Origin of the sequence: Brevibacillus sp. AG162, assembly GCF_006715575.1 — a bacterium.
Classification (GTDB): domain Bacteria; phylum Bacillota; class Bacilli; order Brevibacillales; family Brevibacillaceae; genus Brevibacillus; species Brevibacillus brevis.
The window spans coordinates 1-13257 of sequence record NZ_VFNO01000003.1 but is presented as its reverse complement, the minus strand read 5'-3'; the positions used below and the strand labels follow the sequence as shown (position 1 = coordinate 13257).

Sequence of the window (13257 nt, the reverse complement as noted above, 5' to 3'; positions counted from 1 at the left end):
AAGACCCCAGCTTCTCAACTGGAGTCGGTTCATTTGTAGTTATGGCGGAGGGAGCAGGATTCGAACCCGCGTGAGCTTGCACTCTAACGGTTTTCAAGACCGCCCCGTTATGACCACTTCGGTATCCCTCCGTATTTCAACAATATATACTATATCACAGCTCTACTATCCTTTGCAAGAGCCTATATCCTTTTCCTTTATCGCTTAATGGCAACGAATTTCAATTCCGTCATTTCTTCTATCGCGTATCTGACACCTTCCCGACCAAGTCCGCTTTCCTTTACGCCACCATAGGGCATATGGTCCACGCGAAAAGTCGGAATATCATTCACCATCACACCGCCCACGCGCAGCTCTTCTGCCGCTTCCAGAGCCAACGACAGATTATTGGTATAGACACCAGCCTGTAATCCATAGCGGGAATCGTTGACCATCGTAATGCCTTGCCGAACGGATTCCACTGGATTAATCAGAACAACAGGGCCGAATACTTCCTGACAAGATACTTTTGCATCTGCCGGAACACCCGTCAACACGGTAGGCTGGAGCATCCGATCCACGACCTGTCCCCCACACTCCAGACGTGCCCCCTGTTGGAGCGCCTCATGAATCCACTCCATCGCACGTTCTGTTTCGCGAGGATTGATCATGGCGGAATAGTCCGCGTCCTCAGAGAGCGAATCACCACCGCGAAGTGCTCGTGTTTGTTCAACAAAACGTTGGATGAAATCTTGATAGATTTCTTTGGCCACATAAATTCTTTGCACAGAGATACATACCTGCCCAGAGTAAGCGAAGGCACCAAAAACGCATCGGGGAATCACTTCATTCAGCTGCACATCACGATCAACGATCACGGCCGAATTCGATCCCAGCTCGAGCGTGACTCTTTTCATGCCCGCTCGATTGCGTATGTCCAGCCCAACACTTGGGCTCCCTGTAAACGTCACCGCCCTGACTCTCGGGTCAGTCACGATTTTATCGCCAACACTCGCCCCACTGCCCGTGATCACATTTAGAGCGCCAGCGGGCAAACCAGCTTGCTCTGCGAGCTCTGCCAGAAACAATGCGCTAAGCGGTGTCTGTGATGCAGGCTTGAGAACAACGGTATTGCCAGCAGCGAGAGCAGGTCCGACCTTATGAGCGACGAGATTCATGGGAAAGTTAAAGGGTGTAATCGCCCCGATGACTCCCAATGGTTCACGCACGGTATAAGCCAAGCGTCCCTCTCCCCCGATAGCTGCATCGAGTGGTACGGTTTCTCCGTGGAGGCGTTTGGCTTCCTCTGCCGCAAACTTATACGTCTGAATAGTTCGAATCACTTCACCGCGGGCTGTTCTGATGGGTTTCCCCGCTTCTATTGCGATGATCCGTGCCGCTTCCTCCAAACGTTCATTCATCAGAATCGAGATTTTTTCAAGCAGGAAGGCGCGTTGATAAGCAGGAAGGCGCCGCATGACGGCTGTCGCTTCGTGGGCCTGAGCAATTGCTTTTTCAACCAATGATGAGTCTGCTTGCGAAATTTGGGCAATTTCTAGACCTGTACATGGAGAGAGTAGCGGTGCATGAGCAGTGGCTGGCACCCATTCTCCCCCGATAAAGCACGTTTTTTTCATCGGCATATCCCCACTCTCAATGATTGGCGTTCACCTTCCAATCATTCTCCCTCCTACGCGTACCTTCCTGTCTTGATTTTGTAATATTTGGATATCTTTTTACTCTTTCACACTTTCAGCCACACCGCACCATTCCAGTAACGTAAGCGCAAAGATCTCAGCACAACGGAATACCTCATCCAAAACGATGTATTCATTCGGGTAGTGTGCAACCTGTGTGACTCCAGGCCCGACAACAATCGCTGGCGTATTGGCCAAAGCAGTCAACAAACCGCCATCTGTTCCCCAAGGCGATGCTTCCACAATGGCTCGATCTCCCGTCACAGCTTCAAACTGCGCTTGCAGAATGTCCATCAACGGATGATCGAGCTCCACTGCTCCCGGAACCCAGCGAGCGCCGAACCACTCCAGCTCGACAGGCTGTTCAGCAAACCACGGGTCGACCTCTGCCAGCTTTTTGAGTGCTGCTGCCATTTCCGCTTTGGCATCGTCCATCTGCTCTCCTGGGGCAACCCCCATCCTTCCTTCCAGCTTGACGAGATCAGCTACAGACGATGGCCACTTGCCCCCCTCAATCACCCCGAGATTAATCGGGATCGGAATGGGCAGCTTGGCGTAGAGCGGATCGTCGAGTCGATCGTTACGCTCTTTTTCCAATTGGCCAATGGCTTGAACGACGAGCATGCTTTTTTCGATGGCACTGACTCCCTCGTAGCGGGTCCCTCCGTGAGCAGAACGACCTTTGACGGTCAATCTAAACCACATGGAGCCTTGCTGCTTCGGGAAAATTTTCATGTTGGTCGGCTCTGGAATCAGGGCAGCATCCGCTTTGTACCCGCGAATGATCGTCGCCAATGTTCCTGCACCACCGCTTTCTTCTTCTACGACGCTCTGAAAAATGACGTCGCCTTTCAGTTGCACACCCAACTTCTGTAGAACCTGGATCGCCAACAGCGAAGATAAGTTTCCACCCTTCATGTCCGTTGCTCCGCGTCCGTAAAGCTTGCCGTCTTCAATCTTCCCGCTAAACGGATCATCGCTCCACTGTGCCAGATCGCCTGCGGGCACTACATCTACGTGTCCGTTTAGAATGATGGAACGCCCATCTCCTTGCCCCTTCCACACACCGACGACATTCGGGCTGCCTTCAAACGTCGTACGCGGGGAGACAAAATACGGATGTGACACCAACTCTTCTCCTTCCATGACCCACAAGTCAACGTCCAGCCCCATCTGCCCCAAAAGCTTCGCAATACTTTGCTGGATGGATTGCTCTTCCCCTTGTACGCTCGGGCTTTTTACCCATTGCTGCAGCAGTTGAACCGCAGCCTCACGATCTTTTTCCAATTGCTCCCGTATAAGCGCCTGCCAGTTTGCCATGTTTATCCCCCGTTCCATGGTTTTGTCTTTGCTTAGCGGAAAACGCCAACCTCTCCGTCCATCTTGAGTTCGGCTTCCGTTGCTCCAATCACGTCAGCGACACTGTATGGATACATGACCTCTCGTAGATACAAACCGTCTGGCATGACCTCCATGACTGCCATGTCGGTGATAATCAAGTCCGCAGCTTTTGTCGCGGTTAACGGCAGCGAGCATTCCCGAACGATTTTCGAACGTCCGTTTTTATCCAGATGCGTAGTCACAACCATGACCTTCTTAGCCTTTTGTGCCAGCTCCATAGCTCCTCCCATGCCAGGGACACGTTTGCCTGGGACGATCCAGTTGGCAATGTCGCCATTTTGGCTTACTTCCAGGACTCCTAAAATCGTCATGTCCAATAGTCCACGGCGAATGATGGCAAAAGCAGTCGCACTGTCAAAAAAGGATGCCCCTGTGGCGAGCGTGACAGGAAAACCACCCGCATTGCAAAGCATGGCGTTCTCCTCCCCTTTCGCAGGGCTCGGTCCTGTACCGAGAATGCCGTTCTCCGCGTGAAACATGACCCGTTTGTCAGCTGGGATAAAATCCGCAACCAACGTTGGAATGCCGATTCCCAGGTTAATGATCATGCCGTCTTCTACTTCCATTGCTGCGCGGCGGGCAATACGTTCACGATAGCTCTCGGTTTCATTTACTTCTCCCATGCCCATTGCCAGTTCACCCCTTCACTTTGGACGATAAAGTTCACGAAAACGCCCGGGGTGACGATTTCTTCCGGGTCGATCATGCCTACCTCGACAATCTCATCCGCTTCCACGATCGTAATGTCTCCGGCCATTGCCACCAACGGATTGAAATTGCGTGCACTAGTATCAAACACCAAATTGCCAAAACGATCCGCTTTTTTCGCATGCACGATAGCCACTTCGGCAGTGAGCGGTGTCTCCAATAGATATTCCTTTCCATCCAGAACGACCTTCTGCTTCCCTTTTTCCGCGATCGTCCCGATGCCGACATCCGATAGAATGCCTCCCAGACCGACTCCACCTGCCCGTACACGCTCTGCAAGTATCCCCTGCGGGCAGAACTCTACTTCCAGCTCTCCAGCCGTCATTTGGGCCCCTGCGTTCGGATTTGAGCCAATATGGGAAGCTATCACTTTTTTGACGCGCTTTTCGGTCACTAGCTTGCCAATTCCAATATGCGGGAAAGCAGTATCGTTACTGATCAGCGTCAGATCACGCACGCCCCTATCCAAAATCCCCTGAATCAATGTAGGCGGGTTGCCTACCCCACCGAATCCCCCTGCCAACAGCGTCATCCCATCGCGAAAATGGGTGAGCGCTTCGGACAGGGAGACGACCTTTTCAAATCGGTTTGTCATTCTCGTTCCTCCTTCTCTATCCGATCAGTGCCTTGTCTTGGAGCTCTTGCTGAACAGCTATCACCGCTTCTTTCAGCAGAGATATCAGTTCATCGATTTGCTCCGTAGTAATGGTTAGTGGAGGTGAGATGATGACAGCGTCTCCTGCCATCCCTTCGATTCCGCCTATTGCCGGATAAATAAGCAAGCCTTTTTCAAATGCTTTTTCAATGACCTTCACGCCTACACCTTGAGAAAGAGCAAACGGTTCTTTTGTCTGCTTGTTTTTCACAAATTCCAGCGCGCACAGCATGCCAAGACCACGTGCATCTCCAATCAACGGGAGCTCGTCGGCTAGTTCTTTTAGGCGGGCAAGCAAATAGACACCTTGTTCTGCTGCTTTGTCGACTAGCTGATGCTTCTCCACATAGTCAAGGACAGCCAGAGAAACAGCAGCAGATTGTGGATTGGCGCTATACGTATGTCCTGCCATAATCGAGCCGCTGCCTTTTGTAATGGTCTCAATGATTGCGTCCGAGACAATCGTAGCAGCCATAGGCGTGTAACCGGCACTCATGCCTTTGCCCAATGCCATCAGGTCAGGTACGACGCCCCAATGGTCGATTCCAAACGCTTTCCCCGTGCGACCTACCCCTGTCATCACTTCGTCTGCGATAAACAAAACCTCATACTTATCACAAATCTCGCGAATGCGTTGGAAGTAACCGTCTGGTGGCACGACCGCTCCACCAGAAGCCCCGATGACAGGCTCTGCGATGAATGCCGCTACCTGCTCAGGTCCGACGCGCAAAATCGCTGTCTCCAGCTCGTTTGCACACGCAAGCGCATACGATTCGAGGGACATGTCTTCTGGCTTGCGATACGGATATGGGCCTGTGATTGCCGGATAGTCAGCCAATAATGGAGTGAACCGCTTTCTCCGCAAGACGTGTCCAGACATCGAAAGTGCACCCATCGTAATCCCGTGATAGCTCATCCAGCGGGAGATAATCCGGTTTTTCGTTGGTCTTCCTTTTTCCTGCCAGTACTGAATCGCGATTTTTTGTGCAGTCTCCGTTGCTTCCGAGCCGCTGCTGACAAAGAACGTCCAGTTCAATGAGCCTGGTGCCCACTCAGCCAGCTTCGCAGCCAGCTTCTCCACAGCATCGCTGCTAAAATGCGACCGGTATACGAAGGAAACCTCCTTGGCTTGCGCATACATCGCCTCAGCCACTTCTTCTACACCGTGACCAATGCTTGCCGTCACCGCTCCACTGGAACCGTCGATGTAACGATTCCCCTCTTTATCGTAAAGATAGATGCCTTTTCCGTGAGAAATAACTGGATACTGTTTGCCCAATTCAGGCTTGATTACATAGCTTTTCGTCATTTTCCTCGCCACCTCGCTTATTCTCTACCTCTATCCTAGCTGACCAGCACGCAAGAGCCATCCTACGTGCTGGCAAAAAAACATGGAAAAGAGACAAAATCTTTTGTACATTTTGTATAAGAGAACCTTTACCGAGGCTTTTGGAGGAGATACCTGATGACCATCACGATAAGAGAAGCGCTGCAACTGCCGGACATGGTTCACACCAGGCTGATCGCAGGAGCAGGCGGACTGGACAATCCGATTCGTTGGGTGACAATTGTCGAGGTGCTGGAGGATACGAGTCGCTTGCAGGAAGGCGAATTTTTGATTACAACCGGCTTTGGGCTGGCTGAACATACGGAAAAGCTCGCTTCTTTTATTCCTTCGTTGGCGAAGCAAAAGCTGAGTGGCGTGGCGATTCATACGGGCTTTTATTTACGAGAAATTCCCGAGACCTTTTTGGCTTTGGCGGATCACTATCAGCTTCCATTGATTGAAATTCCCACGGAAATTAACTTTTCGACCATAACCAAAGCCATCTTGCAGCCGATCATGAATCGGCAATTTGAGACGCTGGCCTATTCCTCGGCGATTCATAACCGAATGATTGACGCTGCCCTGTCCAAAGGAGGCCTTCCCGCCATCGCTGGCGAGCTCGCTGCACTTACGGGAGGCGTCGTATCGCTCATCGATGCATTAGGCTTTGAAGTCACACAGCATGGCAGTTCGGAAGCACAGTCGCATGATCAGTCCCAGGAGATCGCACATCGTGTGCCGATTCGCGCCAATCGTGAGCATTTTGGCACGTTGACCTTAACAAAGCCCGAGCACGCCTGGAAAGAGCTCGATGACGTCGCTCTACAGCATGCCTCTACCTTGTGTGCACTTGAATATGTAAAGGAAAGGGCCGTAGCTGCAACGGAATGGCGGTTAAAAGGGGATTTTGTGGAGGAGTTGCTGAACGGGCAGCAGATGACCCATACGGAGCTGGAGAGCCGTTGTCGCATGCTGGGGTACCCGCTTGCTGGACATCATCTCTGTGTCGCTGTTCGCGTAGAGGTCGCCGATCAGACGATGCTCGGAGACATGCATCAAAGTGTCATTACGTTGATGCGGAGGCTTAGCGACCGTCATCAGCGCTCTTATTTGCTTCGCGAGCGGCCACATTGCCTCTTGTTTATTTTGCCGGATGATCAGACGAGCCTACGCTTGTTGGAACAGCTCACATCCCGCTGGAGAGGGCTGCACCCTTCACTTGACCTACAAATCGCACTGAGCAATCCCTGTGAGCAATTGCCAAACGTCGTCAGTGCCTCCGAAGAAGCGATGTTTGCTCTACAAGCGTATCCGCTGTTGGCCGAATCCCCGCAAATTTTGCGATACCGGGATATGCAGGGCTATCAGTTTTTGTTTCCGTATCATCGTGAAAAAGAAAGCTTGCTCCGCCTGTGGAACCCATTGCTGGACCCATTAATCCGCTATGATACGAAATACAATCAACAGCTTCTCGAAACACTTGAGGTTTATTTGGCCCAGAATGGAAACGGTCTACAGACCTCGCAAGCCTTGTATATCCATCGACATACGCTCAAGTACCGGTTAACCCAAATTGAAGAAAAAACAGGCTACCGCCTGGAGGATGCTCATCAACGCTGGCAGCTTCAGTTGGCCTTGATGGCCCGTCGTCTGCAACAGCAGTTGTATCCTACAAACAGGTAGCCTGTTATTCCCTCGTCGGGCGAAGTGGCTTTACCCATATATTCATGTCTTCATAGCCGGAAAAAATCGTACAGTTATTAATCAGCCGTCCGCGGTATGAATAGCCCATCTTGGCAGCCGTCACATTCATTCCTGCAGATTGTGCCCGGGTCAAGGTGTACAAAAAGTAAATCCCCGTCTCCTCCATCCTTTGTTCCAACGCGATAAACAGTGGCTGGAGGAGACCTTTCCCCGCATGGTCTGGATGGGTCGCGCAATCCGTCATTTCCGCTGAACCAAATCGTTCGGATACTTCAGCTGACGCAGCACATGCAATCTTGCCGTCAAAATCAACGACGTAGTAAATGGTACCCTCTTGCATGGTTTTGCGAATGTAGGACGGATCGTTCATCGGTGTAGGATACGTCGCGAATACCAGTCCATACAAACACGCCAATTCCTTCGCATCTGCCTCGGTTGCTTCGCGCAAGTTGTATCCCTCGGGTAGCGATTTCTCTATCGTACTCCCCGCTCGCGACAGGCTTAGCGCAAGAATTTCCTCGGCAAGTTTTTCTGCGCCAGAGGTAGCCCGCTCATTTGTCAGATAGTAGGTGAGCATCTGTGCGTTTTCCCCTTGAAAAAACCCATCGATGGTTCCCTCCAGCTCATAACCCAAGGATTTCCATTGCGGAACATCTTGTTTCTTCCCGTACACAATGACTTTTGTTGCCTCTGACTCTTCGGCCAGTTCCTTCATGACTCGATCCCACTGCTCGATTTGTGATGGTTCATACACGTGCAGCTTTACCCGGCGATTTTGTCGATCAATGATCAGGTCGCCAGCGTCCTGTGCGCCTACAACATTTATCACGGTCTTCACCCTCCCCTACAGTACTCCTATTCTCATTGTAGCAAAACAAGTAAGGCCGTCATCTGCCAATCTGTATAAAAAAGCCTTTCTCATGCACAAAAAAACGCAAGGTGGGCATTCTGTTGGGTCATATTTACTCGTTCTTCATACCATAAAAGTAGATGCTTCATGTGCGAGAAGGAGGGTGTTTTTGGTGAGCTGCAATAACAATTTTGCCCTGATCCTTGTCCTCTTTGTTCTTTTGGTCATCGTACTCGTCGTAATCGGATAGACTTCTGGAGATGCCTCTCATGTCAGGTCGTATCGAGGGGCCCTTTACATATCATGGTAATAGGTAATTACACGCTCGAGAAGGGAGGAAGCCCTCGTGCCCCCACTTGTCTATGCCCATCGTGGCGCTTCCGGCCTGTTTCCGGAAAATACGATGGAATCGTTTCAAGCAGCCGTCCGACGAAAAGCCAATGGGATCGAATTGGATGTTCAGCTTAGCAGTGACAATAAGCTGGTTGTCATTCATGACCACAGCTTGGAGCGTACGACCAATGGTGCCGGATTGGTGCGACATTACACATTGCGCGAACTGCGTCAGCTACGTGCAGATAAAGACTCGTCTACACGCGTACCAAAAGCCCATATTCCAACCTTGCAGGAGGTATTTCAGGCGTTTGTCGGCACACCACTGCGCTTCATCATCGAGATGAAAAATTTTTTCCTGGATCAACCCCTCTTAGAGGAGCTCGTCATCGAGCAAATTAGGCGTTATCAGCTAACAGAGCGAACCATCATTTCAACGTTTAACTTCGACAGCCTTTTACGAGTCAAGCAATTGGATGCCACGCAAACAACGGGACTTTTATATATTGGACCACTCGCCAAGCCTTGGGAAGTAGCCAGTAGCTATCGAGCCGATCAATTGCATGTCCCTTATGATCAATTGACTGAGGATTTGGTCAAACAAGCAAAGCAGCAGCATTTTGAGGTTTTGAGCTGGACGGTGAACAGCAGTCGGCAAATCCAGCGAGCTATTGACTGTGGGGTAGATGGTCTGATCACCAATTACCCGAAACGTGCGAGAAATCTGATTCGAAATCTATAAAAAGAAAGGGAGCCCTGAAAAGGCCCCCTTTTTGTTGCTGTGACATTTACGTGCGTGGCACGAAAAACTTTCCTTGCCAGCTATTCCGCGCTTTCAGTTCTGCATCAATGCCATTCAGAACTTCCCACTTTTTGCGACTCCACATCGGTCCAATCAAGAGATCAGGTGGTCCGTCACCCGTGATTCGATGGACAATCATTTCTGGAGGCAAAATCTCCAATGTATCTACAACGAGCTTTGTGTACTCTTCCTGCGACAGGAATTCCAAGAGTCCTGCTTCATATTGCTTCACCATCGGCGTTTTGCGCAGCAGATGCAACAGATGTATCTTGATCCCCTGCACATCCAGATGTGCCACAGCATCTGCCGTCTGCATCATCTCTTCATGGCTCTCTCCTGGCAATCCGTAGATGATATGAGAGCAAACACGGATGTTATGCTTGCGCAACCTTTCTACAGCATCCACATAGCATTGATAATCGTGCGCTCGATTAATTAACTGGGCCGTGTGCTCATGGACTGTCTGTAGACCGAGCTCCACCCACAAATAAGTGCGCTCATTTAATTCAGCCAAATACTCCACGACGTCGTCTGGCAGGCAGTCAGGACGTGTTGCAATGGATAGTCCGACTACACCTTCTTGTTTGAGGATGACTTCGTACATCTCCCGCAGCTCCTCCACAGGTGCATACGTATTCGTGTATGCTTGGAAGAAGCCCAAATACTTGGCTTGCGGCCATTTCTCGTGCATGCGGTTTTTCACATCATGAAACTGTCTTTCCAGATCCATTCTGCGGTCACCAGCGAAATCTCCAGATCCTCTTGCGCTGCAGAACGTGCAGCCGCCTGTCGCTACTTTCCCATCCCGATTCGGACAGCTAAAGCCGCCATCCAATGGAACCTTGAAAATCTTTTCGTGAAAAGTCCCTCTTAAATGATAATTCCATGTATGGTATCGTTTATCGCCCCACAACAATGGGACGTCGTTGTTGTGAATATCTGTCGCGAGCTTCATTGCTGTTTTCCTCCTATTAGCACCGCTGCGTCTGAAGCTGGTGCCTTAATCCCGTTGGCGAACGCTACTTGCTTGATCACGTCATTATACCAAATTCGGCAACGATCTCGCTACTTTAAGATAATAGGAAAACCACAGGTGAATATTCCCCCTGTGGTTTTGCTTGTTTACGTCACTATTGCTGGATCTCCTCGATACGAATCGCGCGTGTGTGAGAGGTATGACTCCACACTTGGTTTTTCTTCGTAAAGAACGCGTAAAACATAATCGGAAGCCAGGTCAGGAAAAAGAACGGTAGCAAGAGGAGCCCGAAATACCCCTTCCACGGAACTTTATCCAAATAGAGGGCCAAGATCGGCAACAGGTAGAACACGGCAGTAGAACCGTATACCAGCCATGTAGGCAAGATCGTGGATACCGTTGACAGCGTACCGATATCAAAAAATCTTGCCAGGAACAATACCGACATCATCGTCACCATCAGCACATACATCGGTTGGAAGAGGTAGAAGGCTGCATCAAGCATTCCCAGCTTTCTCGACTTCAAACCATTAAACAAGACTGCCCGAATGTAGCGTCCTGCTACATCGTAATGCCCTTGCATCCAACGCAAACGCTGGCGCATAGACGATTTTAAATCAATCGGTTTTTCATCCCAGACCTTGGTGTCATGTGCCCATGTCGGGTAAATACCGCGTTCAATACAACGTGTTGCAAATTCCAGGTCTTCCGTGAGACTGGTTGCTCCCCAGCCCATTTCTTTGAGCAGGTTGCTCTCAATGCACAAGCCAGTTCCGCCCAAAGTGTTCGGCAGCCCCAAATTGTGACGAGCCAGTTGCCACATACGGTTTGTAAACCAGTAGGTAACCGCATAGGACAGCGTAATCCAGGAATCAAACGGGTTCTTGGAGTCGAGGTAACCTTGAATCACACGCGCCCCTTTGCAGAGACGGTCATTCATTACTTTCAGGAAGTTTTTCTCAACCAGGTTGTCAGCATCAAACATGACGACAGCATCATACTGCTTAGGTCTTGCCCAGAGGTTCTCCAGCATCCACTCGATGCCGTAGCCTTTCCCACGCTTGGATGTGTCAAAACGCTCACATGCAATTGCACCATGCGCCCGACTAATCTCTGCCGTGTTATCTGTACAGTTGTCGCAAATGACGAAGATGTCGTACATTTCACGTGGATAGTCGAGTTTCTTCAGGTTTTCAATTAACGGAGCAATTACGGCGCTCTCATTGTGAGCAGCCACGAGCACAGCAAATGTCTTTTGCGGCTCAGTTGTTACTTGCTCTTTTTTGCGGAACAGGCCTGCACAAGAAACCAGTGTTTGGTATGTGCCGATTACGCCCACCGCAGAAGTAAATCCGATGAATAATCCCTCAATGATCTCTCTAATTATACTCATGGGTTCTTCTCCTCGACCTAAACCAGATTGGGTCTGATCTGAATTTAGGTAGTGTTGTTTTTCCAACATTTCTCTATTGTTTTTCTCTCAATTGGCAGTTTACATCAAATGCGATTCATAAGCAATGACCCAAAAGTGGGAAAAAATAAGGCACTGCTATCACCTTTCCCACCTTTTTCTCTTTCTATTCGACAGTGCTTGGCAGTCGGCAGAAAAAAAAGCCCTTGTCGAAAAAGGCTCCGTTTATTTAGAAAAATACAAACACTCGTTTCCATTACTTCCTGATTGTTTCCGGGATTGGTGCGGTCGGCGAGACTCGAACTCGCACGGGTCGCCCCGCCACCCCCTCAAGATGGTGTGTCTGCCAATTCCACCACGACCGCCTATAAACGCTGATTTTACTCGTGTTTTTCTGTTGACACGAAGTACGTTTTTGAGTATACACAATCAATTTTCGCAAGTCAATATCGTTTTTGACTGAATGGAGTCCATATTTTCCCTGTCAAACTATCGTTTTTTGTTCAGTCTTCTAATTAAATACGTTTGTCGAAAAAGAAAGTTACATGTCGCAAAAATTTTGAAAGAAAGCAAGCGTCTCTCTACAAAAATATCATCGTTTCGTCACATATTCCGAATAGAAAGGGAGCCATATTCCGTGATTTTTTTACATAATTTATGACAAATTAGACAAAATATTTCCAGTTATGGTTGGAAGTTTTTTAACTATTTTTTTGAAATAGGCCATTTGACTTATCACTTGCTTCTGTTTACCAACCTGAAAGACTCGTTATCTTCTACGAAAAAAACCCCCTGCGGACGCCACAACGTCCTATGGAGGCTATCTTTTGAAAAGTCGTGGCGTCCCAGGAGAGATTCGAACTCCCGACCGACGGCTTAGAAGGCCGTTGCTCTATCCTGCTGAGCTACTGGGACTAAAATGGAGGGAGTACCCGGATTTGAACCGGGGATAAGGGTTTTGCAGACCCGTGCCTTACCACTTGGCTATACTCCCATGTTGTTATGGGGCGATCGATGGGACTTGAACCCACGAGTGCCGGAGCCACAATCCGGTGCGTTAACCCCTTCGCCACGACCGCCATATTTTTTATATAGTTTGGTAGCGGTGGAGGGAATCGAACCCCCGACCTTTCGGGTATGAACCGAACGCTCTAACCAGCTGAGCTACGCCGCCAAAATAAAAATGGCGGAGAGTGAGGGATTCGAACCCTCGCTACGCTTGCGCATACTAACGGTTTAGCAAACCGTCCCCTTCGGCCTCTTGGGTAACTCTCCGTGATTATATGCACCTTCAAAACTAGATATGCATGATTGCTAAGAGTGTGTGGATAAGTCCTCGACCGATTAGTATTCGTCAGCTCCACGCGTTACCGCGCTTCCACACCGAACCTATCAACCTCATCGTCTATGAGGG

11 protein-coding genes, 7 tRNA genes and 1 rRNA gene are annotated in these 13257 nt (G+C 49.8%); 3 read left to right on the top strand and 16 right to left on the bottom strand.

Features of this window, described 5'->3' with window-relative positions; translation table 11 throughout:
* Positions 1–42 precede the first annotated feature (42 nt).
* The 6 genes from FB479_RS09860 to FB479_RS09835 all read right to left on the bottom strand — a co-directional run bounded on the left by FB479_RS09860 (position 43) and on the right by FB479_RS09835 (position 5749).
* A tRNA-Ser gene (locus FB479_RS09860) sits at positions 43–131 on the bottom strand.
* 66 nt (positions 132–197) lie between these two features.
* On the bottom strand, positions 198–1616 hold the full coding sequence (locus FB479_RS09855) for an aldehyde dehydrogenase family protein (RefSeq protein ID WP_185746350.1): 1419 nt from the start codon (positions 1614–1616) through the stop codon (positions 198–200).
* A 99-nt stretch (positions 1617–1715) separates the two neighbouring features.
* Positions 1716–2996: a peptidase gene (locus FB479_RS09850; protein WP_142064673.1), complete on the bottom strand. Its 1281-nt coding sequence runs from the start codon at positions 2994–2996 to the stop codon at positions 1716–1718.
* A gap of 32 nt (positions 2997–3028) precedes the next feature.
* Positions 3029–3706, bottom strand: a complete 678-nt coding sequence (locus FB479_RS09845; RefSeq protein WP_142064670.1) for a 3-oxoacid CoA-transferase subunit B — start codon at positions 3704–3706, stop codon at positions 3029–3031.
* Positions 3688–4380, bottom strand: a complete 693-nt coding sequence (locus tag FB479_RS09840) for a 3-oxoacid CoA-transferase subunit A (protein ID WP_048032315.1) — start codon at positions 4378–4380, stop codon at positions 3688–3690. The genes FB479_RS09845 and FB479_RS09840 overlap by 19 nt, the downstream gene beginning before the upstream one ends.
* 16 nt (positions 4381–4396) lie before the next feature.
* A complete protein-coding gene (locus FB479_RS09835) occupies positions 4397–5749 on the bottom strand; it encodes an aspartate aminotransferase family protein (protein WP_142064667.1) in 1353 nt (450 codons plus the stop codon).
* 156 nt (positions 5750–5905) lie between these two features.
* Here FB479_RS09835 and FB479_RS09830 point away from each other — a divergent pair, with 156 nt between their 5' ends.
* Positions 5906–7450, top strand: a complete 1545-nt coding sequence (locus FB479_RS09830; RefSeq protein WP_142064664.1) for a PucR family transcriptional regulator — start codon at positions 5906–5908, stop codon at positions 7448–7450.
* Between the two features lie 4 nt (positions 7451–7454).
* Here FB479_RS09830 and ablB read toward each other — a convergent pair whose 3' ends face one another.
* Positions 7455–8309 carry a putative beta-lysine N-acetyltransferase gene (ablB, locus tag FB479_RS09825; protein WP_142064661.1) on the bottom strand — a complete coding sequence of 285 codons (855 nt, stop codon included), beginning with the start codon at positions 8307–8309 and terminating at the stop codon, positions 7455–7457.
* On the opposite strand from ablB, the gene yjcZ reads away from it, so the two are divergent.
* Entirely contained in the window at positions 8257–8571 is a 315-nt protein-coding gene (gene yjcZ, locus FB479_RS31260; RefSeq protein ID WP_115984427.1) for a sporulation protein YjcZ, read from the top strand. The two genes, ablB and yjcZ, sit on opposite strands and share 53 nt — an antisense overlap.
* A 96-nt stretch (positions 8572–8667) precedes the next feature.
* Positions 8668–9396 (top strand): glycerophosphodiester phosphodiesterase, encoded by a 729-nt coding sequence (locus tag FB479_RS09815; RefSeq protein ID WP_142064658.1) that lies wholly within the window; start codon positions 8668–8670, stop codon positions 9394–9396.
* Positions 9397–9442: 46 nt separating this feature from the next.
* On the opposite strand, the gene mnmL is transcribed toward FB479_RS09815, so the two are convergent.
* The 9 genes from mnmL to FB479_RS09770 form a co-directional block, all read right to left on the bottom strand.
* Positions 9443–10411 carry a tRNA modification radical SAM protein MnmL/YtqA gene (gene mnmL / locus FB479_RS09810; RefSeq protein ID WP_047068639.1) on the bottom strand — a complete coding sequence of 323 codons (969 nt, stop codon included), beginning with the start codon at positions 10409–10411 and terminating at the stop codon, positions 9443–9445.
* Between the two features lie 175 nt (positions 10412–10586).
* Positions 10587–11825, bottom strand: coding sequence for a glycosyltransferase family 2 protein (locus FB479_RS09805; protein WP_142064655.1), 1239 nt, complete (start codon positions 11823–11825; stop codon positions 10587–10589).
* A 298-nt stretch (positions 11826–12123) separates the two neighbouring features.
* Positions 12124–12208 (bottom strand) — tRNA-Leu (locus FB479_RS09800).
* Between the two features lie 473 nt (positions 12209–12681).
* Positions 12682–12758 (bottom strand) — tRNA-Arg (locus FB479_RS09795).
* Positions 12759–12763: 5 nt separating this feature from the next.
* Positions 12764–12837: transfer RNA gene (locus FB479_RS09790), tRNA-Cys, on the bottom strand.
* Positions 12838–12846: 9 nt separating this feature from the next.
* A tRNA-His gene (locus FB479_RS09785) sits at positions 12847–12922 on the bottom strand.
* Between the two features lie 18 nt (positions 12923–12940).
* Positions 12941–13017 (bottom strand) — tRNA-Met (locus tag FB479_RS09780).
* Positions 13018–13027: 10 nt separating this feature from the next.
* Positions 13028–13118: transfer RNA gene (locus FB479_RS09775), tRNA-Ser, on the bottom strand.
* Between the two features lie 49 nt (positions 13119–13167).
* Positions 13168–13257, bottom strand: a 23S ribosomal RNA gene (locus FB479_RS09770); the annotation flags it as partial.

Excerpts from the sequence above, each read along its gene's own strand:
- FB479_RS09855 (WP_185746350.1), bottom strand. The coding sequence starts at position 1,616 with ATGAAAAAAACGTGCTTTATCGGGGGAGAATGGGTGCCAGCCACTGCT.
- FB479_RS09850 (WP_142064673.1), bottom strand. The coding sequence starts at position 2,996 with ATGGCAAACTGGCAGGCGCTTATACGGGAGCAATTGGAAAAAGATCGT.
- FB479_RS09845 (WP_142064670.1), bottom strand. The coding sequence starts at position 3,706 with ATGGGCATGGGAGAAGTAAATGAAACCGAGAGCTATCGTGAACGTATT.
- FB479_RS09840 (WP_048032315.1), bottom strand. The coding sequence starts at position 4,380 with ATGACAAACCGATTTGAAAAGGTCGTCTCCCTGTCCGAAGCGCTCACC.
- FB479_RS09835 (WP_142064667.1), bottom strand. The coding sequence starts at position 5,749 with ATGACGAAAAGCTATGTAATCAAGCCTGAATTGGGCAAACAGTATCCA.
- FB479_RS09830 (WP_142064664.1), top strand. The coding sequence starts at position 5,906 with ATGACCATCACGATAAGAGAAGCGCTGCAACTGCCGGACATGGTTCAC.
- yjcZ (WP_115984427.1), top strand. The coding sequence starts at position 8,257 with ATGATCAGGTCGCCAGCGTCCTGTGCGCCTACAACATTTATCACGGTC.
- mnmL (WP_047068639.1), bottom strand. The coding sequence starts at position 10,411 with ATGAAGCTCGCGACAGATATTCACAACAACGACGTCCCATTGTTGTGG.
- FB479_RS09805 (WP_142064655.1), bottom strand. The coding sequence starts at position 11,825 with ATGAGTATAATTAGAGAGATCATTGAGGGATTATTCATCGGATTTACT.